Origin of the sequence: Streptomyces maremycinicus, from assembly GCF_001184025.1 — a bacterium.
Taxonomy (GTDB): domain Bacteria; phylum Actinomycetota; class Actinomycetes; order Streptomycetales; family Streptomycetaceae; genus Streptomyces; species Streptomyces maremycinicus.
Map to the genome: position 1 here is coordinate 282,737 of NZ_BBYG01000018.1, position 25,699 is coordinate 308,435.

A 25,699-nucleotide genomic window follows, 5' to 3' on the forward strand; every position below is an offset into this window, starting at 1 on the left:
GCTCGCGCGTGGTCTCGGAGAAGCGCCCGGTGCCGGAGGTCAGGGCCGGTACGTCAGGCCGTGGCCGATCGGGTACAGCACCCGCGTCGGATCGTCCGCCCGTCGCACCGGCACCGGCAGCTTTCCGCGCGGCTCGACCGCCCCGGCGATCACCCGGGCGGCGGCCCGCAGTTCTACGTCGGTCCAGGAGTAGGCGGCCAGACAGGCCCGGACGGACGGGAGGTGGGCCACGTCGTAGGGGTTGCGGACGGCCACCGCCACCACCGGCCGTCCGGTGGCCGCCAGCCGCTCCACCAGCGTCCGCTGCCCGTCGGACGCCGTGACGTTGTAGGTCGCGACCACCACGGCGTCCGCCCCGGCCGCGGCCGTCACCGCCCCGGCGATCGCCTCGGCGGACGGAGCCGTGCCCGTGGACAGGGCCGTCGCCCCGAACCCCAGCGCGGTGAGGGCGGCGGCGAGGACGCCGGTGGGCGGGCCGGTGGTACCGGTGGGAGACGCCGGGTCGGCACCGACGACCAGCAGCCGGGGGTGGGTCCGGGGCGAGAGCGGCAGCAGCGGCCCCTCGTTGACCAGCAGCGTCGTGGTCCGCTCGGCGATCCGGTCGGCGGCGGCGAGGTGCTGCGGAGCCCCGACCGTCCGGCCCACCCCGGCCTGACTGACGTACGGCTCGTCGAACAGCCCCAGCCGCGACTTCAGCCGCAGGATCCGCAGGACCGACGCGTCGAGCCGCCGCTCCGTCAGCTCGCCGTCCCGCACGGCCTTCAGGACGGCGTTCCAGGCCACGTCCAGGTCCGGCGGGTTGAGGAGCTGATCGACACCGGCCTTCAGCGCGAGCACCGGGACCCGGTCGTCGCCGTACTTCGTGCGCACGCCCGCCATGTCGAGGGCGTCGGTGACCACCACCCCGTCGAAGCCGAGCCGCTCGCGCAGGATGCCGGTGACGATCGGACGGGAGAGGGTGGCGGGGTCGCCCGAGGCGTCGAGGGCGGGGACCAGGATGTGCGCGGTCATGAGGGAGTCGACGCCGGCCGCGATCGCCGCCCGGAACGGCGCCGCGTCCAGCGCCTCCCACTCCTCGCGCGTGTGGGTGATGACGGGGAAGCCGGTGTGGCTGTCGACGGCCGTGTCGCCGTGCCCGGGGAAGTGCTTGGCGGTCGCCGCCACGCCCGCCGCCCGGTAGCCCTCGGCCTCCGCCGCGACCAGGGCGGCCACCGCGGCCGGGTCGGCGCCGAAGGAGCGGACGCCGATCACCGGATTGGCGGGGTTCACGTTCACGTCGGCGACGGGGGAGTAGTCCTGCCGGACCCCCATCGCCCGCAGCTCACGGCCGGAGAGGCGGCCGAGGGTACGGGCGTCGGCGCGGCTGCCCCCGGCGCCGATCGCCATGGCGCCCGGGAAGAGCGTGGCGGGGCGTCCCACCCGGCAGACGGCACCGTGCTCCTGGTCGGTGGAGATCAGCACCGGCAGGCCGTTCGGCTGCTGGAGCGAGGCCCGCTGGATGCCGTTGGAGAGGTCCGCGATCTGCCGCGGGTCGCGGGTGTTGTGCGCCCAGCCGAAGTAGATGATCCCGCCGAGCCGGTACCGGGCGAGCAGCTCGGCGGCCGTGCGCACGCCGAGTTCGCCGAGGTTGGCCTCGACGTCGGCCCGGTCCGGCGCGGTCGCCGAGTGGCCGTACACCCGCGAGACGAAGACCTGCCCGACCTTCTCCTCCAGGGTCATCCGGGCGAGGAGTTCGTCGGGACGACGGTCGTCGGCGTGCGCCGGACCGCCGACGGCGAGGGTTGCGGTGACACCCGCGCCGGCGGCGAGGACGGTGCGTCTGGAGGGCATGTGCGCTCCTTCCGAGGGGAGGTGGCGCACGCTACCCGGGGAAGGCGCCGTCATCGGCGCATGGGAGGGGGGCGCGCCGACGACGGCTCGGCCGCCGGCCCGCGGTGCGGCGGAAAGGGTGGGTCGGCGATCGCAGCCAGCAGCGAGGGCCGACACCGCACCGCGGTGACTCGTCCGGCAGCCTGGACGTTGGACGAGCGAGCCCGAGGCAGGGTTCCCGGCCCTCCACGCCTTTCGGCAGGTCGGTACGGGTGTGACAGGGGAGGACCGGCGAGCCACCGTCTCCGCGTGGCCGGCGGGCCGGGGCTGTCGGGGGCCGGGGTGGCCAGGGGGTGTCCGGCACATGCCCGCGGCGTCGCGGCGTCCGGCACGCACGCTCGCCGCGTTGCCGGAGCGCCCACGCGGGTCCGCCACGAGGGCGCTCCGGCGCGCTGCGATCGCACGCACCGGACGCCGCTCCTCCACCCGCGCTCATGTGCCGGACACCCCCTGGTGGGCCGAGGCGGTCGGCCATTGTTCGCGCAGTACCCGTACCGCCTCCCCGATCGCCGGGCGGCGGGCCGCCCCCGTGCGCCACAGCGCGTACAGCCGCCGTACGGGCGTCGGGTCGAGCGGGACCTCCACCACCCCCGCCGGCAGCGGTCCGCGTCCGAGGCGGGGGATGAGCGCGACGCCGAGGCCCGCGGCCACCAGGGCGACGAGGGTCGGATTCTCCTCGGCCGTGTGGACGAGGTCGGGCTCGTGTCCCGCCGTCCGCAGGGTGCGCACCAGCCAGTCGTGACACACCCGGCCCGGAGGCTGGCAGATCCACCGCTCCCCGCCCAGCTCCTCCCGCCGTACGCCGGTCCGCCCCGCGAAGGGATGCTCCTCGGGCACCAGCAGATCGCACGCGTCGTCGCCGATCACCGCGTGCTCGACCCCCGCCGGGGCGGGCAGCGGCACGATGTCCCAGTCGTGCGCGACGGCGAGGTCCACGGCCCCTTTCGCCACCAGGTCCACGGACAGGTGCGGGTCGACCTCGGTGAGCCGGGCGTCCAGGGCCGGGTGCCGACGGGCCAGGTCGGCGAGGACGCCGGGCAGCAGACCGCGCGCCGCCGAGGCGAACGCGGCGATGGTCAGCCGCCCGGCCGGCACCCCGCGCCGCTCCTCGAGGCCGGTCTCGGCCCGCTCGACGATCGCCAGCAACTCCTTCGCCGTGGAAGCGAGTTGGAGCGCCTCGTCGGTGAGCCGGATACCGCGCCCCGCCCGCTCCAGGAGAACCGTCCGGGTCTCCCGTTCCAGCTTGGTGATCTGCTGGGAGACCGCCGACGGGGTGTAGCCGAGAGCGGCGGCCGCCGCGCCGACGGTGCCGTGGACGGAGACGGCGTGCAGGGCGCGCAGTCGCTGGAGATCGAGCACCGGAACTCCCATCGGTCGCAATCGGTAGCGTTCCTTCATCCAACCATGCAGCAATCATCGCTGGTGCTTCACGGTCCGGGCGGGTGATCCTCGCCGTATGCGCCCCTCCCACCTCGCTCTCGCCGTCCTCGTCGCCGCCGTCTGGGGGGTGAACTTCACCGTCGTCGAGATCGGCCTCGGTCACTTCCCGCCCCTGCTCTTCTCGGCCCTGCGCTTCCTGGTGGCGGCGCTGCCCGCGGTGTTCCTCGTGGGCCGCCCGAAGGTGGCCTGGAAGTGGATCGTGGCGGTGGGCCTGGTGCTGGGAGTGGCGAAGTTCGGGCTGCTCTTCGTCGGCATGGACGCGGGCATGCCGGCCGGCCTGTCCTCCCTGGTCCTCCAGATCCAGGCCGTCTTCACGGCCGTCATCGCCTTCGCGGTGCTCGGCGAACGGCCCACCCGGATCGGGCTGCTCGGCATGGCCGTGGCCCTCGCCGGGATCGGGGTGGCCGCCGCCGACGAGGGCACCTCCGGCTCGCTCGGGGCGTTCGCGCTGGTCGTGGCGGCGGCGGCCTGCTGGGGCGGGTCGAACGTCCTCACCCGCAAGGCCTCCCCGCCGGACGCGCTGAACTTCATGGTGTGGGTGAGCACGGTCCCGGTACTGCCCCTGCTCGCCCTCTCGCTGCTGACCGAGGGCCCGTCACGGGACCTGGCCGCGCTGCGCGCGCTGGACTGGCAGGCGGCCGGCACCGTCGCCTACGTCGCGTGGGTCACCACGGTCTTCGGCTTCGGCGCCTGGGGCTGGCTGCTGCGCCGCCACCCGGCGTCCACGGTGGCCCCCTTCTCCCTCCTGGTCCCCGTCTTCGGCATGACGTCGGCCGCCCTGTTCCTCGGTGAATCGGTGAGCGGCCCGCGCTGGTGCGCGGCGGCACTGCTGGTGACGGGCGTGGCCCTGACCTCCCTCGCACCGGCGGGGAAGACCGCGAGGAAGGCCCCCCGGCCCGTCGCCGTTCCCGCGGCTGGTCCCGTCGCCGGGTCTACCGCCGTTCCCGTCGCCGGGTCTTCCGCCGGTCCCGCGGCCGTTGCCGTCGCCGGGTCTACCGCCGTTCCCGCGGCCGTTCCCGTCGCCGGGTCTACCGCCGTTCCCGCGGCCGGTCCCGTCGCCGGGTCCACCGCCGTTTCCACCGCCGGTCCAGCGGCCGGTCCCGTCGCCGGGTCCACCGCCCGCCCCACCGCAGGGCCCGTCGCCGAACCCGCCGTTCAGCCGGAGGGAACCGTCCCGACTTCCGTCCATCCCGTGGACGTACCGGCAGCGGAGCGGACCCGCGCGGGATCATGAGGGGCATGGCCCTCGTCGACATCCCCGGTTCCAAGTCCCTCACCGCCCGTGCCCTGTTCCTGGCGGCGGCAGCCGACGGCGTCACCACCCTCCAGCGCCCCCTCCGCTCCGACGACACCGAGGGGTTCGCCGAGGGCCTGACACGGCTCGGCTACCGCGTGGGACGGACACCGGACGCCTGGCAGGTCGACGGCCGCCCGCAGGGCCCGGCGCTCGCCGAGGCCGAGGTCTACTGCCGGGACGGCGCGACCACCGCACGCTTCCTGCCCGCCCTCGCCGCGGCCGGCCACGGCACCTACCGCTTCGACGCCTCCCCGCAGATGCGCCGCCGCCCCCTCCTCCCGCTCACCCGCGCCCTGCGCGACCTGGGCGTGGACCTGCGGCACGAGGAGGCGGAGGGCCACCACCCGCTGACCGTGCGGGCGGCCGGCGTCGAGGGCGGGGACGTGGTGCTGGACGCCGGCCAGTCCTCCCAGTACCTGACCGCGCTCCTGCTGCTCGGCCCGCTCACCCGCACCGGCCTGCGCATCACGGTCACCGACCTGGTCTCGGTGCCGTACGTCGAGATCACCCTCGCGATGATGCGGGCGTTCGGGGTGGAGGTGGGGCGCGAGGGGAACACCTACGTGGTCCCGCCGGGCGGCTACCGGGCCACGGCCTACGCGATCGAACCCGACGCCTCCACCGCGAGCTACTTCTTCGCGGCGGCCGCGCTGACCGGCGGCGAGGTCACCGTGCCGGGTCTCGGCCGGGGCGCGCTCCAGGGCGACCTGGGCTTCGTGGACGTACTGCGCCGGATGGGCGCCCGGGTGGACGTCGGCGCGGACCGTACGACCGTGTCGGGGACCGGTGAACTCCACGGCGTCACGGTCAACATGCGGGACATCTCCGACACCATGCCGACCCTCGCCGCGATCGCGCCCTTCGCCTCCGGCCCCGTACGCATCGAGGACGTGGCGAACACGCGGGTGAAGGAGTGCGACCGCCTGGAGGCCTGCGCGGAGAACCTCCGGCGGCTGGGCGCGGAGGTGGCGACCGGCCCCGACTGGATCGAGATCAGGCCCGCCGCGGGCGGCTCGCGTGCGAACGGTTCCCCTGCGGGCGGTCCGCTCACGGGCGCCGACATCAAGACCTACGGCGACCACCGCATCGTCATGTCGTTCGCGGTGACCGGCCTGCGGGTCCCGGGAATCTCGTTCGACGACCCCGGCTGCGTCCGCAAGACTTTTCCCGGTTTCCACGAGGCGTTCGCGGAGCTGGCGAAGGTACTTCGGAAGGACGGCGACGGGTGAGTTTCAAGCTGGAGGGACCGCTCCTCGAGGGCGCGCTGGTGCGCCTGGAGCCGCTGACGCGACGGCACACGGCCGACCTCGCGGTGGCGGCGGAGGAGAACCGGCAGACGTACGACTTCACCTGGGTGCCGAGGGCGTCCGAGGTCGGAGACTACGTCGACGCCCAGCTCGCCCGCGCGGCGACCGGCAGGCTCGCGCCCTACGCCCAGATCTCCCTCGCCTCCGGCCGGGCGGTCGGCGCGACCTCGTACTGGGAGCCGCGCTCCTGGCGCGACGACGGGCGACTGGACGCCGTCGAGGTCGGTTTCACCTGGCTGGCCGGTTCCGCCCAGGGCACGGGCATCAACGCCGAGGCCAAGCTCCTCCTCTTCCGGCACGCCTTCGCGCGGTGGGGTGTCTCCCGGGTGGACCTGAAGACGGACGCCCGCAACACCCGCTCCCGCGCGGCCATCACGAGCGTCGGCGCCCGCTTCGAGGGCGTCCTGCGCAACTGGTCCCGCTCCTGGGCGCCGGGCGAGGAGGACCGCCTGCGCGACTCCGCGATCTTCTCCATCACGGCGGAGGAGTGGCCCCGGTGCGAGCGGCGGCTGGCGGAACGGGTGGCGGGCTTCGTGTCGCGGACAGCATGAGCCGCCGGACGTGTGGACAGGCCCCGGACGCCTGGCCAGGACCGGACGGACGCGCGGACGGTCCGGTGCCCTCCTGTCGTCCCCGCCGCCACCGGCGGGCGGTACGGCCGCAAGACGCACTGGACCGTGCGCGACGAGGTCGGAAATCATCGGCCCCATGATCACAGGCCCCACCGCACCTTCCCTCCCCACCGCACGTTCCTTTCTCATCCTCCACGGCTGGCAGAACCACCGCCCCGAGGAGCACTGGCAGCACTGGCTCGCGGACCGTCTCACCGGACTCGGCCACCAGGTGGTCTATCCGCAGCTGCCCGACCCGGACGACCCCGACCTGGAGGTCTGGCTGACGGAGCTGGCCCGTCACCTCGACGCGCTCGCCTCCGGTGCCGAGCGGGTGGTCGTCGCCCACAGCCTCTCGGTCCTGCTCTGGCTGCACGCCGTCCGCCGCGACCTGCCGGGACTCGCGGGCGTCGACCGGGTGCTGCTGGTGTCGCCGCCGTCCGGCTCGGTCCTCGCGCGGTATCCGCAGGTCGAGGGGTTCGGGTTCGAGGAGGGCGGCCTCGCACGGCTGCCGGCCGGCCGCACGCTGCCGCAGCCGACCCGGCTCGTCGCCGGGGACGACGACCCCTACCTCCCGGAAGGCGCGCAGACGGCCTACGGCGACCCGCTGGGCCTCACCGCCGAACTCCTCCCGGGCGCCGCCCACCTCGACCTGGACGCCGGTTACGGTTCCTGGCCGTCGGTGCTGGAGTGGTGCCTGGACGCGCGGGCGCGGTTCACGGTGCGGGGGTAGCCGTCCCGTCGGCCGAGGGGACGGCCGCGGGGCCGACCGCGGCGGCGGCGTCCGGACGGCCCGGGGCCGACGGGTCCGTGCCGCGCGCACGGCCGCCGCGCAGTTCCGGAGTCGTCGTCCCCACCGCGGTGACCGCCGCCAGGCACAGCAGGCCGCCGGTGATCAGCGCGGTCGTGCCCGAGGTCCAGCCGGCCACCACACCGCCGCGCAGATTGCCGAGGTTGGGCCCCGCCTGGCCGACGATCGCCTCGGCCGCCGTCACCCGGCCCAGCAGGGCGTCCGGCGTCCGGGTCTGCACGATCGTGGCCCGGGACAGCACGGCCACCGAGTCCGCCGCACCGGCCACCGTCAGCATCGCCAGGCCCGCCCAGGCGCCGCTCGTCACGCCGAAGAGGGCGAGGGCCGCGCCCCAGAGAGCCGCGGAGCAGAGCATCACCGGTCCGGGGCGGGCGAGCCGGGTGACCGGCCCGGACAGGGCGGTCGCCGCCACCCCGCCCACGGCGAGCGCGGACAGGAACAGACCCAGCGTGCGCGGGTCACCGCCGAAGCGTTCCTCGTTGACGAGCGGGAAGAGACTGGCCGGCATCGCCAGCACGGTGGCGGCCAGGTCGACCAGCAGCGCGCCGCGCACCACCCGGTGACCGGTCAGGAACCGGAGCCCGTCCAGGACGCCATGGACACCGGGGCGGGACTTCTCGCCCTCGGGCGGCAGCGCGGGCAGACCGTAGGCGCCGTAGAAGGCCATGCCGAAGGTGAGGGCGTCCACCAGGTAGCAGACGCCGATGCCCCACCAGCCGAGCACGACACCGGCGACGGCCGGGCCGAGCAGCATCATCGCCTGGCCGGTGACCTGGTTCAGGGCGAGACCGGCGGCCACCTGGTCCCTGGGCAGCAGCCGGGGCACGAACACACCCGCCGCGGGTGCGCCGATCGCCGCGAACGAGGACTGCACCGCCACCAGCGCCAGCACCACGGCCACCGGCACCCCTCCGGTGAAGCCCTGCACGGCCAGCAGGACGGAGCAGCCCGCCGAGCCGACCGTGCTCAGGAGATACGCGCGGCGGCGGTCGGCCCGGTCCACCCAGGACCCCGCGAACAGGCCGACACCGATCAGGGGCAGCGCCTGCGCCACCCCGACCGCGCCGCTCCACACCGAGCTGTGGGTCGTGTCCCATACCTGGTACATGACGGTGACCATGGTCATGAAGCTGCCGAGCGTGGACACCGTGCGCCCGATCAGCAGCCGCCGGAAGACGGGGGAGGACCGAAGCGGCCGGACGTCGACCAGGATCCCGGACAGAGGACTCATGACGGAACGACGGCGCCACGCGCCCTGGGCTGCTGATACACGGCGCGGAGACTAACCCGCCCCTCACTCTCGAGACCAGCCGATTACCGGCCCCCACCCCCCTCACCCACCCCGGGCGAGGCCCCTGCGGCGCATCAGGCCGGACGGGACGTGCGTTTCAGGTCGTCCCCGTCATCGTCGTCATCATCACGCGGAGTCGTTCAGCAGCCGGCCGAGGTGTTCGCGGCCGGCGCCCAGCAGGCCGGGCAGCGGCTCGGCGTGCTCGTACCAGCGCTTCTCGTACTCCCAGCACAGCCAGCCGTCCCAGCCGTTTCGGGTCAGGACCTCCACGCACTCGGCGAGCGGCAGCACCCCGGCGCCGAGGGCCACAGGGGTGCTGTCCTCGGCCGAGGCGATGTCCTTGACCTGCACGTATCCGAGATACGGCGCGAGTGCCGCGTAGCTCTCGCGCGGCTGCTCGCCGCCCAGCCAGGTGTGCATGACGTCCCACAGCGCACCGACCTGCCGGTGCCCCACCGGACCGAGCACACGGATCGCGTCCGCGCCGGTCCGGTGCGAGTCGTGGGTCTCCAGCAGGACGCGTACGCCGAGGCCGGCGGCGTACTCCCCGGCGGTGCCGAGCCGCCGGGCGGCGACGGCGTCGGCGTGCTCGTCCTCGCCGCCGGGAAAGACCCGCACGAAGGGCGCCCCGAGGTCATGGGCGAGGTCGACGAGTTGCCGGATCTCCTCGATCACGGGTTCGTCGGCGCCCGGCGCGGCGACCCGCGGGTAGCCCGCGAGCCCCAGGATCTCGACGCCCGCCGCCTTGAACCCGGCGGCGGCGTCGGCCCGTTCGTCCGGGCCCAGTCCTGGATGGACCGGCTCCTCCGGATGGGCGCGGAGCTCCACGCCGTGATACCCGTGCGCGACCGCGAGCCGCAGCACCTCGGGCAGGGGAACACCGGGAACACCGAGGGTGGAGAAGGCGAGCTTCATGGTCACCACTGTCACCCGATCCGGTGCCAGGGTCCAGCGGAAGCCACCCGCACCGCGCCCGCATCCCCGGCTTCCGCCCTCCCCCCCCCGCACCGTCACTCCCGCGGCCGTCCGGAGGACCCCCGCACCGTCACTCCCGTAGCCGTCCGGAGGACCACCCTCACTCCCGCGGCACCCCGGAGGACCCCCGCACCATCAACTCGCCGCGCACCGTGGCGATCCCGCCGGGCGGCGGCTCCTCGCGGCCCATGGCGATGCGTCCCGCCCGCGCGCCCGCCTCGGCCAGCGGCAGCCGCACCGTCGTGAGGGAGGGCATCGCGTCGATGCTGAAGGGGAGGTCGTCGAAGCCGGCCACCGAGACGTCGTCGGGGATCCGCAGGCCGGAGTCGCGCAGCGCCGCGCAGGCGCCCAGGGCGACGGAGTCGTTGGCGGCGACGACCGCCGTCAGGGAGGGATCGCGGCGCAGGAGTTCCAGCGTCGCCTCGTAGCCGGCCCGGCGGTCGTACCGTCCGTGCACGGTCCAGCGGGGGTCCTCCTCGATGCCGGCCGCGGCCAGTGCCGCCCGGTGACCCTCCAACCGGTGCCGGGTGGTCGTGCGCTCCTCCGGGCCCGCGATGTAGCCGAGCCGCCGGTGCCCGAGCCCGATCAGGTGCTCGGTCAGTTCCCGCCCGCCCCCGCGGTTGTCGAAGGTCAGCGCGATCGCCGTGGTCTCGGGCGCCGGCGGCCGGCCGCACAGCACGATCCGCGTGCCCGCCTCGCCGAGCCGGCGCAGCTTCGCCGCCACCGCCGCCGCGTGCGGCTCGTTCTCCATCGCCCCGCCGGTCAGCACCACGGCCGCGGCCCGCTGCCGCTGAAGCAGCGTCAGGTAGGTCAGTTCACGCTCCGGCGAGCCTCCGGTGTTGCAGACCACCGCGAGCCGTTCGCCACCGGCCCGGCCGCCGGGCCCCCCGATCTCCGACTGGATCGCGCTCGCCATGATCCCGAAGAAGGGGTCCGCGATGTCGTTCACCAGGATGCCGACCAGGTCGGACGTCGCCGCGGCCAGCGCGCTCGCCGGTCCGTTCAGTACGTAGTCCAGCTCGTCGACCGCCCGCAGCACCCGCTCCCTGGTGGTGGCCGCCACGGGGTAGTTCCCGTTCAGCACGCGCGACACCGTCGCGGGCGAGACCTGCGCGCGGGCCGCCACGTCCGCCAGGGTCACCGTCATCTCGTCTGTCCTCCGGTCACACATCTCGTCGTACGTCGTCGTACGCCCTGGTAGACAGCTGCCCCACGGGCTTGGTTCCGGGCGTGTCGAGCAGACCTTACGGCCCGGGACCCTCGTTGTTCGCCCCCTCGAACAACTCGAGATGGACACGGTCTTGTCCCGACCGCTGGTCAGAGGCTAGCTTCTCCTTGTATAGAAAGCGCTTGCTGTAACGCTGATCAGGAAGAGGCGTACGCGGCGCGCACAACCGCGTACTACGCCTACGAAGGGACCGACGTGACACGCAAGACGGTGCGTATCGCCATGAACGGCGTGACGGGGCGCATGGGATACCGCCAGCACCTCGTCCGCTCCATCCTGGCCCTGCGGGAACAGGGCGGACTCGACCTCGGCGACGGCACCGTGCTGTGGCCGGAACCGATCCTCGTCGGCCGCCGCGAACACGCGCTGAAGGCGCTGGCCGAGCGGCACGGACTGGATCCGTGCAACGTCTCCACCGACGTCGACGCGGTCCTCGCCGACCCCACCGTGGACATCTACTTCGACGCCCAGGTCACGTCCGCCCGCGAGGAGGCCATCACCAAGGCCATCGCGGCCGGCAAGCACATCTACACCGAGAAGCCGACCGCCACCGGCCTCGACGGCGCCCTCGAACTCGCCCGGCTGGCCACCGCCGCGGGCGTCAAGCACGGCGTCGTCCAGGACAAGCTGTTCCTGCCGGGTCTGCTGAAGCTGAAGCGCCTCATCGACGGCGGCTTCTTCGGCCGGATCCTCTCCGTCCGCGGCGAGTTCGGCTACTGGGTCTTCGAGGGCGACTGGCAGGCCGCCCAGCGCCCGTCCTGGAACTACCGCGCCGAGGACGGCGGCGGCATCGTCGTCGACATGTTCCCGCACTGGGAGTACGTCCTGCACGAGCTGTTCGGCCGGGTGAAGTCCGTCCAGGCCATCGCCACCACCCACATCCCGCAGCGCTGGGACGAGAACGGCAAGCCCTACGACGCCACGGCCGACGACGCCGCCTACGGCATCTTCGAACTCGACGGCGGCGCCATCGCCCAGATCAACTCCTCCTGGGCGGTCCGCGTCAACCGCGACGAACTCGTGGAGTTCCAGGTCGACGGCACGGAGGGCTCGGCCGTCGCCGGTCTGCGCGACTGCCGTGTCCAGCACCGCAGCGCGACCCCCAAGCCCGTCTGGAACCCGGACATCCCCGCCACCGAGGTCTTCCGTGACCAATGGCAGGAGGTGCCCGACAACGGCGAGTTCGACAACGGCTTCAAGGCGCAGTGGGAGCTGTTCCTCAAGCATGTCTACGCCGACGCCCCCTACCACTGGGACCTGCTGGCCGGCGCCCGTGGCGTCCAGCTCGCCGAACTCGGCCTGAAGTCCTCCTCGCAGGGCCTGCGTCTGGACGTTCCCGAGGTGACGCTGTGACCCTCCGGCTCCCCGGCGCCGACGGGGCGCTGCGCGGCTACGAGCCCCGCGCCGAGCCCCTCGCCCTCACCACCGGCGCGCCCTTCACCTCCCGTACGGTCTTCTCGGCGGCGCACGTCGTCGCGGACCCGTTCGCGGACACCACGCCCGACTCGCCCGCCGCGATCGACTGGGACGCCACGCTCGCCTTCCGCCGCCATCTGTGGTCCCACGGGCTCGGCGTCGCCGAGGCGATGGACACCGCCCAGCGCGGTATGGGCCTGGACTGGGCGGGCGCGGCGGAACTGATCCGCCGCTCGGCCGCCGAGGCGAAGTCCGTGGGCGGGCTCGTCGCCTGCGGTGTCGGCACCGACCAGCTGACCGGCCCGGCGACCCTCGCCGAGGTCCGCGCGGCCTACGAGGAGCAGCTCGCCCTCGTCGAGGCCTCCGGCGCGCGGCCCATCCTGATGGCGTCCCGCGCCCTGGCGGCGGCCGCGTCGGGCCCCGAGGACTACCTCGACGTCTACGGACACCTGCTGCGCCAGTCCTCCGAGCCGGTGGTCCTGCACTGGCTGGGCCCGATGTTCGACCCGGCGCTGGAGGGCTACTGGGGGTCGGGCGACCTCGACGCGGCCACCGCCACCTTCCTGGAGGTCATCGCCGCCCACCCGGACAAGGTCGAGGGCATCAAGGTCTCCCTGCTGGACGCCGGGCGGGAGATCGACATCCGCCGCAGGCTGCCGCAGGGCGTGCGCTGCTACACGGGCGACGACTTCCACTACCCCGAGCTGATCGCGGGCGACGAGAAGGGCTTCAGCCACGCCCTGCTCGGCATCTTCGACCCGCTGGGCCCGCTGGCGGCGGAGGCGGTCCGGGTCCTCGACACGGGGAACACGGCCGGCTTCCGTGAACTTCTCGACCCCACCGTCGAGTTGTCCAGACACCTGTTCCGGACCCCCACCCGCTTCTACAAGACGGGCGTGGTGTTCCTGGCCTGGCTGGCCGGCCACCAGTCGCACTTCACGATGGTCGGCGGCCTCCAGTCGGCCCGTTCCCTGCCGCACTTCGCCCGCGCCTACGAACTCGCCGACGGGCTGGGCCTGTTCCCCGACCCCAAGCTGGCCGAGGAGCGGATGAAGAACCTGCTCGCCCTGTACGGAGTGACCCAGTGAGCGACCCGGACCTGACCCGCTTCTCCATCAACCAGATGACGGTGAAGCAGCTGTCGATGCCCGAACTGGTCGCCGCCTGCGGCGACCTGGGCGTCACCAACGTCGGCCTGTGGCGCGAGCCGGTGCGGACGTACGGCGTGGAGCGGGCCGCGAAGCTGGTCCGCGACGCGGGCCTGACGGTGACGACGCTGTGCCGCGGCGGCTTCCTCACCGCCCTAGACCCGGTCGAACGGGCCGCCGCCCTGGCCGACAACCGCCGGGCCGTGGACGAGGCCGCGGCCCTCGGCACCGGGGTGCTGGTCCTGGTCTCCGGTGGCCTGCCCGCCGGCTCGAAGGACCTGCACGGCGCCCGCGAGCGCATCGCCGACGCCCTGTCGGTCCTCGGCCCCTACGCAGAGGACCATGGGGTGAAGCTGGCGATCGAGCCCCTGCACCCCATGTACGCCGCCGACCGCTGTGTGGTCTCCACCCTCACCCAGGCCCTGGACCTCGCGGAACGCTTCCCCGCCCACCAGGTCGGCGTCACCGTCGACACGTACCACATCTGGTGGGACGACCGGGCGCCCGCGCAGATCGCCCGGGCGGGCGCGGCCGGCCGTATCCACACCTTCCAGCTCGCCGACTGGACGACCCCCCTCCCGGAGGGCGTCCTCAACGGCCGGGGCCAGATCGGCGACGGCGCGATCGACATGCGCGAGTGGCTGGGCCACGTGACGAAGGCCGGATACACCGGCGCGATCGAGGTCGAACTCTTCAACGACGCCCTGTGGGCGAGGGACGGCCGCGAGGTCCTGGCGGAGACGGCGGCTCGGTTCGTGGCGCACACGGCGGACTGACGGGTCCGTGGCCTGCCCGCTTCCCGCACTGAGCGGCAGGCCACGGCCCTAAGATCGGGTGCCACACCCGAGCGAACGGATGCCGACGCCCATGGGTGTGGCCGCGCCCTATGCCGTGCGCTCTCGGTCCGCCGCCATGATGCCGACGCATTCCTCGAGTGCCGCGTGCAGGGCCGGTACGAAGGCGGCGAGTTCGGCGTCGGACGATCTCTCGGCCTCCAACACGGCACCGACGACCGTCACCAGGACGGCGGCGGCCTTCAGAGCGTGCGCGTCGGCGAGTTCCTCGAGGATGCCGCCAGGTCGCGCGAGCACGAAAGCCTCCTTGCCGGTGGCGGGGTCGACACCGACACTGCGGAACCGTCGCGCGCTCACGCGGCGACCTCCGCGAGGGCGTCCCGCTCGCGTTCCCACACGGTGAGGTACGGCCTGACCAGGGGCAGGCCGTCGGCGAGGATCACGTCCGCGGGGGACGTCCGACGTGGTCGGCGGGCGGGGAGGTACGGGTGAGCGGTCGGGAACACCGGGACGCCGGGGGCGCGGTGCGCTCCGCGAGGAGGCAGGAAGAGGCTCAGGACCGCGGCCAGTAGGCTGCGCACAGGTCGACTCCAGTTCAGTCGGCTCAGCCCCGGCAGGAAGCTCTCACCCTTCCCGCCGGGGCGTTCTCATAGGGCGGCTCCCATAGTATCGCCTTGTATCGCTTCGTCGCGAGACGTATCTCAAAGAGTGCCTAAGGCTCCAGTTGCCTAGCGTCGTCTTCATGAATCCTGACGCTGAGATCGACCACGGAGCGCCGCTGACGCCGTACCGGCAGTTGGCCGAGATCCTGCGTGCGCAGATCCGACGCGGCGACTGGCCGCCCGGGCGGATGCTGCCGAGCGAAGCTCAGCTCGTACAGCGTTACGGGATCGCCCGCACGACCGTGCGGCGCGGGCTCGGCCTGCTGGCCGACGAGCGCTGGGTATACGCCGTTCCGCAACGCGGATGGTTCGTGGCCGACCCGCTGCCGGAGGCACCCGAGCCCTCTGCCTAGTCGTGTGGGAGAGGGGGCCGGGCCCGCGGGCCCGGCCCCCTCGGGGGATCAGTCCGGCAGCCGATCCATCAGCCAGGCGCACAGCTCCTCGGTGATCCCGGTGTGCGGCGTCGTCGACGTCGAACAGAGGAAGTGGTCCAACTCGCTCTCCTCCGGCGGCAGTCCGTCGATGTTCACGTACAGGTCGTTCTGGGTCTCGACGTCACGGACGGCGACCGCGCTCACCGACGGTACGAAGCACACGTCCTCGTGTCGCAGATCCACCGTGCCGCCGAGCTTGCGCAGCGTGTCGGCGAGGATCTTGTAGGTGTGCAGGGTGCCGCCCGGCGCGCCGTCCAGCTCGGGGAAGCCGCTGGTGGTGATGGTCTTGTCGGCCTGCGGGAGGCGTCGGTTGAGGTACGCGACCGTCACGTCGTCGCCCTGGGCCTGCGTGTAGAACGTGGTGCCGGGGTAGATCCGGTCGACGCGCAGCGCGACCTCACCGGGCTTCACCTCGGGCAGGCCGATCCCGTCGGCACGGCCGTTGGCGACGCCGATCTTGAGCGGGATCTGCGGCCAGCCGCCGACCCGTTCCAGCGCGGCCAGGAACTCGGTGCGCTCCGGGGCGACCCCGATCTTCCCGGTGTCCTTGTCGTAGTGCCGCCAGAGCATCTGACGCGCCGCCGGGCTGTTCATCTGCCGCGCGAAGTCGTTCGGGAACGGGATGAAGTACGAGAACGCCTGCACGCCGACCGGGATGGAGGCCCCGCGGTGCGGGCTGTCGTAGGAGAAGTACAGCCCGGTCCGGTGGTCCATGCGCTGCCTCTCGAACTTGGCCAGCGCGTAGCGGGTGACGATGCCGCCCATGCTGAACCCGCCGACGACCAGCCGGGTGTCGCCGACCTGCTCGGCGATGGTCCGCATGATGGCGGCCATGGCCGTCTCCGCGTTGTCCAGGATGGACGCGCTGCGTTCCTCGAAGCCGAGCAGGATCACGTCCCGGCCGCGCCGGCGCAGCTCGCTGACGAACGGGAAGTCGCCGGTCTCCAGGCCCAGGTAGAGCTTGTCGAGCTCGCTCCGGCCGAGGTTGAAACCGTCGGCCAGGATCACGGGACGGCGGAGGCCGCTGCTGTTGCCCTCGCCCGGGAACACCCAGGCGAAGCCGTTCGGCAGGGGCCATTCCTGGTACTCGGGAATGTCTGCCCGGACGGTGGTCCCGAGGGCCGGTGAGGCGCCGAGGGTGAACGTGCCGACGTTGGGCTCGGCTGTCTCCGACATGGTCGTACTCCTTGGGGGAGAGGGGGCGGGGAACGACCACATCATGGGGGCCGATCTTCCCCCGTCACCCGTTTGACCTGCGCGGTTCATTACAAGTGATGCAATGCGCCCGCGCGGTGTTTGATGCGCCTGGCATGTGCCGCTGGCCTGATTCGTTCGCTCCGCCGTTCGCTCCGCCGTTCGCCTGGCGCATGCCTCGCCGCCGCTTCGGCGGGCGCGTCGAACGGGCGGTCGGAAAATCTCCCGGAAGCCGTACAACCCTTTCGCGACTCGGCCTGTCGTACAGGGCATCAGGGCTTCTGGAGGGGGATCCGGGGGGATCGCGGGGGTTCTGGTACGGAGGGGAAAAGCCGAGGGGGCCCGGTCGACGGACCGGGCCCCCTCGAAGCTTTTCCGCCGGGCGGGCGGAGTCGGGTCGACGACCTCAGAAGAACACCCCGCACCGCAGCAGTACGTTCGCGTACGGCCGTGCCTCCCCCGTGCGCACGACCAGCCGCGCTCCCGCGGACAGCCTCTTCAGCTCCTCGTGCGGGACCAGGGCCAGCCCGGGGAAGTGCCCGTCCAGCAGCCCGGCCGCCGCCGGATTCGCCTCCCGCACCTCCGTCGCCGCCGTGGCGCCCTCCACGACCAGCTCGGCGAGCAGCCCGTCGACCACCTCCGCGAACGACGGCACCCCCGCCAGGAACGCGAGGTCGACCACCCGGGGCCCGTCCGGTATGGGCATCCCGGCGTCGCACACCAGCACCCCGTCCCCGTGCCCCAACTCGGCCAGCGCGCCGGACAGATGACGGTTGAGGATCCCTGCCTTCTTCACCGGGCGTCACCTCGCGGGGCGGCCTCGGGCACGCCGTCCGGCCCTCGGCCGGGGGTTCGCGGGCCGTCCTTCGGGGCGGCGCCGCACAGGGCCTCGACCTCGGCGGCCGTCGGGAAGGACTCCTGCGCACCCCGCCGGGTCACCGCCGCCGCCCCGACCCGCGCCGCGTACGCCGCCGCCTCGGCCAGGGACGAACCCGTGCCCAGCCGCCAGGCGAGCGCCGCCGTGAAGGAGTCGCCCGCACCCGTCGTGTCCACCGCCGCGACCTGCACGGACGGCACCCGGGAGACGCCCTCCGCCGAAGCCACCAGCGCGCCTTGCGAACCGAGCGTCACGACCACCGACCTCGGCCCCTTCGCGAGCAGGGCCCGTGCCCAGTCCTCGGGTTCCTCGCTCCCGTCCGTCCCGCCGAGGATCACCTTCGCCTCGTGCTCGTTGACGATCAGCGGGTCGCAGGCCGCCAGCACCTCGTCGGGCAACGGGCGCGGCGGTGACGGGTTCAGGACGAAGCGGCTGCCCGGCGCCAGGTTCCGCACCACCTCCACGACCGTCTCCAGCGGGATCTCCAGCTGCGCCGACACCACCCGGGAGGCGCGCAGGAGGCCGTCGGCCGCGAGGACGTCCGCCGGGGTCAGCCGCCCGTTCGCCCCCGGTGACACCACGATGCTGTTGTCGCCCGACGGGTCCACGGTGATCAGCGCGACGCCGGTCGGCGCCCCGCCCACCAGGACACCCGCCGTGTCGACCCCGGCCGCCCGCTGCGAGTCGAGCAGCAGCCGGCCGTGCGCGTCGTCGCCGACCCGGGCCAGCAGGGCCGTGCGGGCCCCGAGCCGGGCGGCCGCGACGGCCTGGTTCGCGCCCTTGCCGCCGGGGTGGACGGCCAGGTCGGAACCGAGCACCGTCTCCCCCGCGGCCGGCCGGCGCTCGACGTCGATCACCAGGTCGGCGTTGGCCGACCCTACGACCAGAAGGTCGTAGTCGTACATGAAGTGACTCCCCTGATACGTGACCCTGACCTGATACGGGGCCCTGGTACATGACCTGGCTGGCGCGGGGCCTGACCACAGGGCCTGACCACCAGGCCTCATGCGTGCCCCGACGCAGGCCCTGATCCGTGACCCTGATCCGTGGCCCTGTTCCGTGCCTGATACGCGGCTCGGGGCGGACCGTCCCGGAGGTGTTCCCCCGGCGACCGTCCGCCCGTCGACCGCACGTCAGCCGCTGAACCCGGCCACGTTCTCCTTCGTGACCACCTTCACCGGCACCTTCACCGTCTCCTCGACCTTCTTGCCCTGAAGCGCCTTCAGCGCGTTGTCCACCGCGATCCTGCCCAGCTGGGACGGCTGCTGCGCCACGGACGCGTACAGCGTGCCGTTCTTGACGGCCGCCAGTCCGTCCGGGGTGCCGTCGAAGCCCACGACCTGGACGGACTTGCCGGCCTTGGAACCCAGCGCCTTGATCGCGCCGAGCGCCATCTCGTCGTTGGCGGCGATGACGCCCTGGACGTCCGGGTGCGCCTGGAGCAGGTTCGACATCACGTCGAGACCCTTGGTGCGGTCGAAGTCGGCCGGCTGCTGGGCCAGCACCTGGATGCCGGGGTAGGCCTTCAGACCCTTGGCGAAACCTTCCGCCCGCTCGCGCGCCGCGGAGGTGCCCGCCTGGCCCTGGAGGATCACGATCTTGCCGGTGCCGCCCAGCTTCTCGGCGACCGTCCTGGCCGCCAGTTCGCCACCGGCCACGTTGTCGGAGGCGACCAGCGCGTCCACCGTGGCCTTGTTGACACCCCGGTCGACCGCGATCACCGGGATCTTCGCCTTGTCGGCGGCCTTCACCGAGTTGCTCGCCGCGTCCGAGTCCACCGGGTTGACGATGATCGAGTCGAGGCCGGAACTGGTGAAGTTCTGGAGCTGGTTGGCCTGCTGCGAGGCGTCGTTCTGGGCGTCGGTGACCGTGAGGTCCACGCCCAGCTTCTTCGCCTCGGCCTTGGCGCCCGACTGGATCTGCACGAAGAACGGGTTGTTGAGCGTGGACAGCGCCAGGCCGACCTTCGGGTTCGTGCTCGCCCCGTTCCCGCCGTGCAGGAAGGAGGTCGCGCCGACGATCGCGACGGTGACCACGGCCGCGAGACCGTACGTCGCGGCCTGCCGGCCCTTGCCGCCGCCGCTGCCCGTCCCGGCCGTCATCGGGGTCGCCCCCGCCTTGCGGCGCACCGTGTCGAGCAGCACCGCCAGCGCGATGACGACACCGATGACGACCTGCTGCCAGAAGGCGGAGACCGACAGCAGGTTCAGACCGTTGCGCAGCACCGCCAGGATCAGCGCGCCGATGAGGGTGCCCGAGGCCTTGCCGGTACCGCCGGCGAGGGAGGCACCGCCGATGACGACCGCGGCGATCGCGTCCAGCTCGTAGCCGTCGGCGGCCTGCGGCTGCGCGGAGGACAGCCGGGAGGCGAGCACGATGCCCGCCGCGGCCGCGAACACACCGGACAGCGCGTAGATCGCGAGCTTCTGCTTCCTCACCCGCAGACCGGAGAGGCGGGCCGCCTCCTCGTTGCCGCCGATGGCGTACATCGAACGGCCGATGTAGGTCCGGCCGAGCACGAACGCCGCGATCAGCCCCATCACGATCATCACGAGCACCGGCACCGGCAGCCAGCCGCCGAGCGTGTCACCGAGGTGGGACACCGAGTCGGGGAAGGCGATCGGCGAACCCTCGGAGATCACCAGCGACAGCCCGCGCGCCACCGACAGCATCGCGAGGGTCGCGATGAACGGCGGCAGCTTGCCGTAGGCGATGAGGAAACCGTTCACCAGTCCGGCCGCGATACCGGTCGCGACGGCCAGGACCACCGCGAGGACGACCGGCACGCCGTGCTGGGTGGCGCTCCAGGCCAGCACGGTGGCCGACAGGGCCGCCACCGAGCCGACCGACAGGTCGATGCCCGCCGAGACGATCACGAAGGTCACGCCGAAGGCGAGAATCGCGGTCACGGCCGCCTGGACACCCACGTTGAGCAGGTTGTCCGTGGTCAGGAAGTCACCCGACAGCGCCGACATGGCGATGACGAGGACGATCAGCGCGGTCAGCGCGCCGTTGTCGAGGAGCAGACGGCGGACCGCCGCGGCGCCACCGGCGCCCGTCCCGCTCTTGAGCGTCTCAGCGGCCACGGCCGGCCTCCAGTTCTTCGTTCGAGTCGTTCTGGTTGTTCGGGTCGTTCGAGTCGTGTGCGTCGTGTGCGTCGTGTGCGTCGTGCGGGGTGGTGCTGACGGCGAGGGCCATGACGGAGTCCTGGGTCGCCTCGTCCGCGGACAGCTCGCCGGCGATCCTGCCCTGGGCCATCACCAGCACCCGGTCGCTCATGCCGAGCACCTCGGGCAGATCGCTGGAGATCATCAGGACGGCGGCCCCGGCGGCCGTCAGCTCGTTGATGAGCTGGTAGATCTCGACCTTCGCGCCGACGTCGATGCCGCGCGTCGGTTCGTCGAGGATCAGCACCTTGGTGTCGGCCAGCAGCCACTTGCCGATGACGACCTTCTGCTGGTTGCCGCCGGAGAGCGTGCGCACCTGCTGGCCGAGGCCCGCCATCCGCACACCCAGTTGCGCGGCGATCCGTGCCGCCGACTCGTGCTGGCCCTTCAGGTCCACCAGCCCGCCACGGGTCGCGGCCCGCATGGTGACGAGCCCGAGGTTCTCCTCGACCGACTGGTCGAGCACCAGCCCCTGGCCCTTGCGGTCCTCGGGCACGAGCCCGATCCCGGCCGCCATCGCGGCGTTCACGTCGTGCCGGGGAAGGTGCGCGCCGCCGACCCGGACGGCTCCGCGGTCGTACGGGTCCGCCCCGAAGACCGCCCGTACGACCTCGGTACGGCCGGCGCCGACCAGCCCGGCGACACCGACGACCTCACCGGCGCGCACCTCGAAGCTGACGTCGTGGAAGACGCCGTCCCGGCCGAGCCCCTCGACCGACAGCAGCGCGGCGCCCGTCTCGGCGCGTTCCCTGGGGTACTGCTGCTCGATGGACCGGCCCACCATGAGCCGCACCAGTTCGTCCTCGGGCGTGGCGGCCGGGACCTGCCCGACGCTCCGGCCGTCCCGGATGACCGTGACCCGGTCGCCGAGGGCGGCGATCTCCTCCAGGTGGTGCGTGATGAAGACGATGCCGACGCCGTCCTCGCGCAGCCTGCGCACGATGGCGAAGAGCTTCTCGACCTCCTCGGAGGTCAGCACGGCGGTCGGCTCGTCCATGATCAGCACGCGCGCGTCCAGGCTGAGCGCCTTGGCGATCTCGACCATCTGAAGGCGCGCGATGCCGAGTTCACGCACGCGCGTGCGGGGCGAGACGTTCACTCCCACCCGCTCCAGCAGGGCGGCGGCCTCGGTCTCCATCCGCTTCCGGTCGATCATCCCGAAGCGACGCGGCTGCCGGCCCAGGAAGATGTTCTCGGCGACCGTGAGATCGGGGACGAGGTTGAACTCCTGGTAGATGGTGGCGATCCCGAGGCGCTCGGAGTCCTGTGCGCCGTGGATGCGCACCTCCTCGCCGCCGGCCAGGATCCGCCCGGCGTCGGGCCGGTAGGCGCCGGAGAGCATCTTGATGAGGGTGCTCTTGCCCGCGCCGTTCTCACCGAGCAGCACATGCACCTCGCCCCGGCGCAGGTCGAAGTCGACGCTGTCGAGCGCGACCACGCCGGGGAAGGTCTTGCGAATGCCCTCGATGCGCAGCAACTCGTCCGCGTTGCTCACGTCTGGCTCCTGTTCGTTTCGGGGGACGGCTCCTGAGAGGCGGGGAACTCCTCGGGAGCGGGCGGCTCTTGCGGGGCCGGCTCACCGCACGAACGGCGGACGACGAGCCGGGCCGGGAGGGTGACGGACTGCGGGGGCCGCCCCTCGATGCGGTCGACCAGCGCCCGTACGGCGGCCCGTCCCAGCTCACCCGTCGGCTGGGCGATCGCGGTGATCGGCGGGTCGGTGTGCACGAACCAGCGGATGTCGTCGAACGCGGCCAGCGCGATGTCCCGCGGAACCCGCAGTCCACGCGCGCGTACGGCGTCCAGGGCGCCCAGGGCCATGAGGTTGTCGGCGGCGAACACGACCTCGGGTGGCTCGGGCAGGTCGAGGAAGCCCTCGGTGACCCGCCTGCCGCTCTCGGCCTGGAAGTCGCCCTGGCCCGTGTAGGCGTCCGGGAGGGGGAGCCCGTACTCGGCCATGGCGGCACGGAAGGCCTCGACGCGCTCGCTGCCGGTGGTGGTGGCGGCGGGGCCCGCGATGATGGCGAGCCTGCGGTGCCCCAGCCCGTGCAGATGCGCGACGAGGTCCCGCACGGCCGCGCGGCCGTCCGACCGCACCACCGGCACGTCGACGCCCGGGATCCACCGGTCGACGAACACCATCGGGGTCCCCGCGCGCGCGGCGTCGAGGATCAGCGGCGAGCCGCCGTCGGTGGGGGAGACGAGCAGGCCGTCGATCCGCCGGTCCAGCAGCGTCCGGACGTGGTGGTCCTGGAGGTCGGGCCGTTCGTCGGCGTTGCCGATGATGACGCTGTAGCCGAGCGCGCGGGCCTCCTCCTCGACGGAGCGGGCCAGTTCGGTGAAGTACGGGTTGAGCACGTCGCTGATGACCAGGCCGAGGGTGCGGGTCTGGTCGGTGCGCAGCGACCGGGCGACGGCGTTCGGGCGGTAGCCCAGCGCTTCGACGGCGGCCAGCACACGCGTGCGTGCGTCCTCGCTGACCGACGGATGGTCGTTCAGGACGCGCGACACCGTGGCGACGGAGACCCCCGCCTCGGCCGCGACGTCCTTGATGCTCGCCATCGCCGCCCCACCTCCTTGTGGACTCGGTTCATGGACGCCGATGTCATGGAATCGATTACATCGGCGTGTACGGAGGATTGGAATCGATTACACGGGTGCGGGGCAAGCCCCTGACCGCATCCCGAGACCGGATCGTGATGAACGGCGGCCGGGGGACGACCGACGGTCGTCCCCCGGGGACTGTCGGTGGCGGGCGGTAACGTCGGATCATGACCGAACAGGCGGGAGAGCGGCGTACGGCCACGCTGGAAGGCGTGCTCGAGCGCATCACGTACGCGAACGAGGAGAACGGCTACACGGTCGCCCGCGTCGACACCGGCAGAGGCGGCGGCGACCTCCTCACGGTCGTCGGGGCGCTGCTCGGTGCCCAGGTCGGCGAGTCCCTGCGGATGGAGGGCCGCTGGGGCTCCCACCCGCAGTACGGCAAGCAGTTCACGGTCGAGAACTACACGACCGTGCTGCCCGCCACGGTCCAGGGCATCCGCCGCTACCTCGGCTCAGGGCTGGTCAAGGGCATCGGCCCGGTCTTCGCCGACCGCATCACCCAGCACTTCGGCATGGACACCCTGAAGATCATCGAGGAGGAGCCGAAGCGGCTCGTCGAGGTCCCCGGGCTCGGTCCGAAACGCACGAGGAAGATCGCCGACGCCTGGGAGGAACAGAAGGCGATCAAAGAGGTCATGCTCTTCCTCCAGACCGTCGAGGTGTCCACCTCCATCGCGGTGCGCATCTACAAGAAGTACGGCGACGCCTCCATCGCCGTCGTGAAGAACCAGCCCTACCGGCTCGCCGCCGACGTCTGGGGCATCGGTTTCCTCACCGCCGACAAGATCGCCCGGTCGGTCGGCATCCCGCACGACAGTCCGGAGCGGGTCAAGGCCGGCCTCCAGTACGCGCTGTCCCAGGCCACCGACCAGGGCCACTGCTACCTCCCCGAGGAGCGGCTGATCGCCGACGCGGTGAAGCTGCTCCAGGTGGACACCGGCCTGGTCATCGAGTGCCTCGCCGCGCTGGCGGCGCCGCCGGAGGAGGGTGAGGAGCCCGGAGTCGTACGGGAGAAGGTCCCGGCGGCCGACGGCGGCGAGCCCGTCACCGCCGTCTATCTGGTGCCCTTCCACCGCGCCGAACTCTCCCTCTCCGCACAGCTGCTGCGCCTGCTGCGCACCGACGAGGACCGGATGCCGGCCTTCCGTGACGTGGCCTGGGACAAGGCGCTGGCCTGGCTGAGGTCCCGTACGCGGGCCGAGCTCGCGCCCGAGCAGGAGGCGGCCGTCCGGCTCGCGCTGACCGAGAAGGTCGCGGTGCTCACCGGCGGCCCCGGCTGCGGCAAGTCCTTCACGGTCCGCTCGATCGTGGAACTGGCCCGCGCCCGGAAGGCCAAGGTGGTGCTGGCCGCGCCCACCGGCCGCGCCGCCAAGCGCCTGGCCGAGCTGACCGGAGCCGAGGCGTCCACCGTGCACCGGCTGCTGGAGCTCAAGCCCGGCGGCGACGCGGCCTACGACCGGGACCGCCCGCTGGACGCGGACCTGGTGGTGGTCGACGAGGCGTCGATGCTGGACCTGCTCCTCGCCAACAAGCTGGTCAAGGCCGTACCCCCGGGCGCCCACCTGCTCTTCGTGGGCGATGTCGACCAGTTGCCGAGCGTCGGCGCGGGCGAGGTGCTGCGCGATCTGCTGGCCGACGGCGGTCCGGTGCCCGCGGTGCGCCTCACGCGCGTGTTCCGCCAGGCCCAGCAGTCGGGTGTGGTGACCAACGCGCACCGGATCAACGCCGGACGGCACCCGGTCACCGACGGCATGAAGGACTTCTTCCTCTTCGTCGAGGACGACACGGAGGAGGCGGGCCGTCTCACGGTGGACGTGGCGGCCCGGCGCATTCCGGCGAAGTTCGGCCTCGATCCGCGCCGGGACGTGCAGGTGCTCGCGCCCATGCATCGCGGCCCGGCCGGCGCCGGCGCCCTCAACGGGCTGCTCCAGCAGGCCGTCACCCCCGGCCGCCCCGACGTGCCCGAGAAGCGGTTCGGCGGCCGGGTGTTCCGCGTCGGCGACAAGGTCACCCAGATCCGCAACAATTACGACAAGGGGAAGAACGGTGTCTTCAACGGCACCGTGGGCGTGGTGACCTCGCTCGATCCGGTCGACCAGCGGCTCACGGTGCTGACCGACGAGGACGAGGAGGTTCCGTACGAGTTCGACGAACTGGACGAACTGGCCCACGCGTACGCGGTGACCATCCACCGTTCACAGGGGAGTGAATATCCCGCGGTGGTGATCCCCGTCACGACCGGAGCATGGATGATGCTTCAGCGGAACCTCCTGTACACGGCCGTGACCCGCGCCAAGAAGCTGGTCGTCCTCGTCGGCTCCCGCAAGGCGATAGCTCAGGCGGTGCGCACGGTCTCGGCGGGCCGCCGCTGCACGGCTCTGGACTTCCGCCTGGCGGGCCGCTGACGGTCGGTCACCTCGGGATCGGTGGGGTATCGGCAACCCCGTCCCGAAAAATGATCGATCAAATGAGTCGTGAAGGTCACAGAGCACTTCCCCCAGCGTGACGAAGGCGGCAGGATGAGCTGGTTGGCGGCACTGAGTGCCGCCGATAAGCCCAATGGTCGACCCC

Annotated in this window: 21 protein-coding genes and 1 pseudogene; 9 read left to right on the forward strand and 13 right to left on the reverse strand. The window is 72.7% G+C overall.

The window, feature by feature from the left end; genetic code table 11:
* Nucleotides 1-39: 39 nt before the first annotated feature.
* Both AOQ37_RS28480 and AOQ37_RS28485 read right to left on the reverse strand, forming a co-directional pair.
* Nucleotides 40-1,830 carry a glycoside hydrolase family 3 protein gene (locus AOQ37_RS28480; RefSeq protein ID WP_062648253.1) on the reverse strand — a complete coding sequence of 597 codons (1,791 nt, stop codon included), beginning with the start codon at nt 1,828-1,830 and terminating at the stop codon, nt 40-42.
* Between the two features lie 471 nt (nt 1,831-2,301).
* Nucleotides 2,302-3,228: a LysR family transcriptional regulator gene (locus tag AOQ37_RS28485; RefSeq protein ID WP_062648255.1), complete on the reverse strand. Its 927-nt coding sequence runs from the start codon at nt 3,226-3,228 to the stop codon at nt 2,302-2,304.
* 97 nt (nt 3,229-3,325) lie between these two features.
* Here AOQ37_RS28485 and AOQ37_RS28490 point away from each other — a divergent pair.
* The 4 genes and pseudogenes from AOQ37_RS28490 to AOQ37_RS28505 form a co-directional block, all read left to right on the forward strand.
* Nucleotides 3,326-4,261, forward strand: a pseudogene (locus tag AOQ37_RS28490) (EamA family transporter); the annotation flags it as partial.
* A 287-nt stretch (nt 4,262-4,548) separates the two neighbouring features.
* On the forward strand, nt 4,549-5,835 hold the full coding sequence (aroA, locus tag AOQ37_RS28495; RefSeq protein ID WP_062648259.1) for a 3-phosphoshikimate 1-carboxyvinyltransferase: 1,287 nt from the start codon (nt 4,549-4,551) through the stop codon (nt 5,833-5,835).
* A complete protein-coding gene (locus tag AOQ37_RS28500) occupies nt 5,832-6,464 on the forward strand; it encodes a GNAT family N-acetyltransferase (protein WP_062648261.1) in 633 nt (210 codons plus the stop codon). The genes aroA and AOQ37_RS28500 overlap by 4 nt, the downstream gene beginning before the upstream one ends.
* A gap of 157 nt (nt 6,465-6,621) precedes the next feature.
* Complete coding sequence (locus AOQ37_RS28505) at nt 6,622-7,257, forward strand: alpha/beta hydrolase (RefSeq protein WP_062648263.1); 636 nt, start codon at nt 6,622-6,624, stop codon at nt 7,255-7,257.
* Here the strand turns inward: AOQ37_RS28505 and AOQ37_RS28510 are convergent.
* The 3 genes from AOQ37_RS28510 to AOQ37_RS28520 form a co-directional block, all read right to left on the reverse strand.
* A complete protein-coding gene (locus tag AOQ37_RS28510) occupies nt 7,241-8,566 on the reverse strand; it encodes an MFS transporter (RefSeq protein ID WP_062648265.1) in 1,326 nt (441 codons plus the stop codon). The genes AOQ37_RS28505 and AOQ37_RS28510 overlap by 17 nt on opposite strands.
* 186 nt (nt 8,567-8,752) lie before the next feature.
* Entirely contained in the window at nt 8,753-9,541 is a 789-nt protein-coding gene (locus AOQ37_RS28515; protein WP_062648479.1) for a sugar phosphate isomerase/epimerase family protein, read from the reverse strand.
* Nucleotides 9,542-9,701: 160 nt separating this feature from the next.
* Complete coding sequence (locus AOQ37_RS28520; protein WP_062648267.1) at nt 9,702-10,748, reverse strand: LacI family DNA-binding transcriptional regulator; 1,047 nt, start codon at nt 10,746-10,748, stop codon at nt 9,702-9,704.
* A 276-nt stretch (nt 10,749-11,024) separates the two neighbouring features.
* Here AOQ37_RS28520 and AOQ37_RS28525 point away from each other — a divergent pair, with 276 nt between their 5' ends.
* Genes AOQ37_RS28525 through AOQ37_RS28535 form a run of 3 tightly spaced genes read left to right on the forward strand, consistent with a single transcriptional unit; the run spans nt 11,025 to nt 14,169 of the window.
* Nucleotides 11,025-12,182: a Gfo/Idh/MocA family protein gene (locus AOQ37_RS28525; protein WP_062648269.1), complete on the forward strand. Its 1,158-nt coding sequence runs from the start codon at nt 11,025-11,027 to the stop codon at nt 12,180-12,182.
* Nucleotides 12,179-13,333 (forward strand): dihydrodipicolinate synthase family protein, encoded by a 1,155-nt coding sequence (locus tag AOQ37_RS28530; protein WP_062648271.1) that lies wholly within the window; start codon nt 12,179-12,181, stop codon nt 13,331-13,333. The genes AOQ37_RS28525 and AOQ37_RS28530 overlap by 4 nt, the downstream gene beginning before the upstream one ends.
* On the forward strand, nt 13,330-14,169 hold the full coding sequence (locus AOQ37_RS28535; RefSeq protein WP_062648273.1) for a sugar phosphate isomerase/epimerase family protein: 840 nt from the start codon (nt 13,330-13,332) through the stop codon (nt 14,167-14,169). Before AOQ37_RS28530 ends, AOQ37_RS28535 begins: the two co-directional genes overlap by 4 nt.
* Nucleotides 14,170-14,277: 108 nt before the next feature.
* Here the strand turns inward: AOQ37_RS28535 and AOQ37_RS28540 are convergent, their stop codons facing one another.
* Both AOQ37_RS28540 and AOQ37_RS28545 read right to left on the reverse strand, forming a co-directional pair.
* The gene (locus AOQ37_RS28540; RefSeq protein ID WP_062648275.1) at nt 14,278-14,544 is read right to left on the reverse strand and encodes a hypothetical protein; all 267 of its coding nucleotides are present in this window, start codon (nt 14,542-14,544) and stop codon (nt 14,278-14,280) included.
* Nucleotides 14,541-14,768, reverse strand: coding sequence for a hypothetical protein (locus AOQ37_RS28545; RefSeq protein ID WP_062648277.1), 228 nt, complete (start codon nt 14,766-14,768; stop codon nt 14,541-14,543). Before AOQ37_RS28545 ends, AOQ37_RS28540 begins: the two co-directional genes overlap by 4 nt.
* Before the next feature lie 161 nt (nt 14,769-14,929).
* Here AOQ37_RS28545 and AOQ37_RS28550 point away from each other — a divergent pair, with 161 nt between their 5' ends.
* On the forward strand, nt 14,930-15,202 hold the full coding sequence (locus tag AOQ37_RS28550; RefSeq protein WP_062648279.1) for a GntR family transcriptional regulator: 273 nt from the start codon (nt 14,930-14,932) through the stop codon (nt 15,200-15,202).
* 48 nt (nt 15,203-15,250) lie between these two features.
* On the opposite strand, the gene AOQ37_RS28555 is transcribed toward AOQ37_RS28550, so the two are convergent.
* The 6 genes from AOQ37_RS28555 to AOQ37_RS28580 form a co-directional block, all read right to left on the reverse strand.
* Nucleotides 15,251-16,459, reverse strand: a complete 1,209-nt coding sequence (locus AOQ37_RS28555) for an esterase/lipase family protein (RefSeq protein WP_062648281.1) — start codon at nt 16,457-16,459, stop codon at nt 15,251-15,253.
* A gap of 424 nt (nt 16,460-16,883) precedes the next feature.
* Nucleotides 16,884-17,273 carry a D-ribose pyranase gene (rbsD, locus tag AOQ37_RS28560; RefSeq protein WP_062648283.1) on the reverse strand — a complete coding sequence of 130 codons (390 nt, stop codon included), beginning with the start codon at nt 17,271-17,273 and terminating at the stop codon, nt 16,884-16,886.
* Nucleotides 17,270-18,259, reverse strand: a complete 990-nt coding sequence (locus AOQ37_RS28565; RefSeq protein ID WP_062648285.1) for a ribokinase — start codon at nt 18,257-18,259, stop codon at nt 17,270-17,272. Before AOQ37_RS28565 ends, rbsD begins: the two co-directional genes overlap by 4 nt.
* A gap of 228 nt (nt 18,260-18,487) precedes the next feature.
* Nucleotides 18,488-20,440, reverse strand: coding sequence for an ABC transporter permease/substrate-binding protein (locus AOQ37_RS28570; RefSeq protein ID WP_062648287.1), 1,953 nt, complete (start codon nt 20,438-20,440; stop codon nt 18,488-18,490).
* Nucleotides 20,430-22,016, reverse strand: coding sequence for a sugar ABC transporter ATP-binding protein (locus AOQ37_RS28575; protein ID WP_062648289.1), 1,587 nt, complete (start codon nt 22,014-22,016; stop codon nt 20,430-20,432). The genes AOQ37_RS28570 and AOQ37_RS28575 overlap by 11 nt, the downstream gene beginning before the upstream one ends.
* Nucleotides 22,013-23,083, reverse strand: a complete 1,071-nt coding sequence (locus tag AOQ37_RS28580; protein ID WP_062648292.1) for a LacI family DNA-binding transcriptional regulator — start codon at nt 23,081-23,083, stop codon at nt 22,013-22,015. Before AOQ37_RS28580 ends, AOQ37_RS28575 begins: the two co-directional genes overlap by 4 nt.
* 209 nt (nt 23,084-23,292) lie before the next feature.
* On the opposite strand from AOQ37_RS28580, the gene recD2 reads away from it, so the two are divergent.
* A complete protein-coding gene (gene recD2, locus AOQ37_RS28585) occupies nt 23,293-25,533 on the forward strand; it encodes an SF1B family DNA helicase RecD2 (protein ID WP_062648294.1) in 2,241 nt (746 codons plus the stop codon).
* Nucleotides 25,534-25,699: the final 166 nt, after the last annotated feature.

Bases quoted from the DNA above. Each gene is read 5' to 3' on its own strand.
- AOQ37_RS28480 (WP_062648253.1), bottom strand. From the start codon at position 1,830: ATGCCCTCCAGACGCACCGTCCTCGCCGCCGGCGCGGGTGTCACCGCA.
- aroA (WP_062648259.1), top strand. From the start codon at position 4,549: ATGGCCCTCGTCGACATCCCCGGTTCCAAGTCCCTCACCGCCCGTGCC.
- AOQ37_RS28505 (WP_062648263.1), top strand. From the start codon at position 6,622: ATGATCACAGGCCCCACCGCACCTTCCCTCCCCACCGCACGTTCCTTT.
- AOQ37_RS28510 (WP_062648265.1), bottom strand. From the start codon at position 8,566: ATGAGTCCTCTGTCCGGGATCCTGGTCGACGTCCGGCCGCTTCGGTCC.
- AOQ37_RS28515 (WP_062648479.1), bottom strand. From the start codon at position 9,541: ATGAAGCTCGCCTTCTCCACCCTCGGTGTTCCCGGTGTTCCCCTGCCC.
- AOQ37_RS28520 (WP_062648267.1), bottom strand. From the start codon at position 10,748: ATGACGGTGACCCTGGCGGACGTGGCGGCCCGCGCGCAGGTCTCGCCC.
- AOQ37_RS28550 (WP_062648279.1), top strand. From the start codon at position 14,930: ATGAATCCTGACGCTGAGATCGACCACGGAGCGCCGCTGACGCCGTAC.
- AOQ37_RS28555 (WP_062648281.1), bottom strand. From the start codon at position 16,459: ATGTCGGAGACAGCCGAGCCCAACGTCGGCACGTTCACCCTCGGCGCC.
- AOQ37_RS28565 (WP_062648285.1), bottom strand. From the start codon at position 18,259: ATGTACGACTACGACCTTCTGGTCGTAGGGTCGGCCAACGCCGACCTG.
- AOQ37_RS28580 (WP_062648292.1), bottom strand. From the start codon at position 23,083: ATGGCGAGCATCAAGGACGTCGCGGCCGAGGCGGGGGTCTCCGTCGCC.
- recD2 (WP_062648294.1), top strand. From the start codon at position 23,293: ATGACCGAACAGGCGGGAGAGCGGCGTACGGCCACGCTGGAAGGCGTG.